This window comes from Vibrio sp. 811 (genome assembly GCF_033339195.1).
Genome location: NZ_JAWOUB010000628.1, coordinates 1 through 599 on the forward strand (window position 1 = coordinate 1; position 599 = coordinate 599).

The following is a 599-nucleotide window of genomic DNA, read 5'->3' on the forward strand; positions in this document are numbered from 1 at the left end:
ACGGAACACTTCATCGCCTTCAGCGTAAACGTCATCCACCGTATCGATGGTAAATGTAGCCGTCACGCCATCCGCTCCAATCACTGCTTGAGTGGTTTCGGTGATGTCATCACCTGACGCAGTGGTGTAGCTGTAAGCTAATGTGACAACGCTACCGACTGGCGCTGGATCGCTCAGTGTCACGGTGTAATCCGTGGTGGTATCGCCTTCCACCACATTCGCTGGACCGGTCATGGTCACGGTAACCGTATCTTCTGGACCCGGATCGGTTTCATCGCTGATGGTGGTGTCGACGAACGCATTATCGAGGTTCAGTGCTTCGAAGATAGGATTGCTGTCACTATCCACAATACCCGATACGCTGACACGGAACACTTCATCGCCTTCGGCATACACATCGTCCACCGTATCAATGGTAAACGTGGCGGTCACACCATCGGCACCGATAATCGCTTGGGTGGTTTCGGTGATATCATCACCCGATGCAGTGCTGTAGCTATAAGCTAACGTGACGATGCTACCCACAGGAGCCGGATCGCTCAGTGTCACGGTGTACTCTGTGGTGGTGTCGCCTTCCACCACATTCGCTGGACCGGTCA

General features: G+C 53.8%; 1 pseudogene. It reads right to left on the reverse strand.

Annotated features, from left to right (window positions below):
• A pseudogene (locus R7Q46_RS28490) lies at positions 1-599 on the reverse strand (Calx-beta domain-containing protein); the annotation flags it as partial.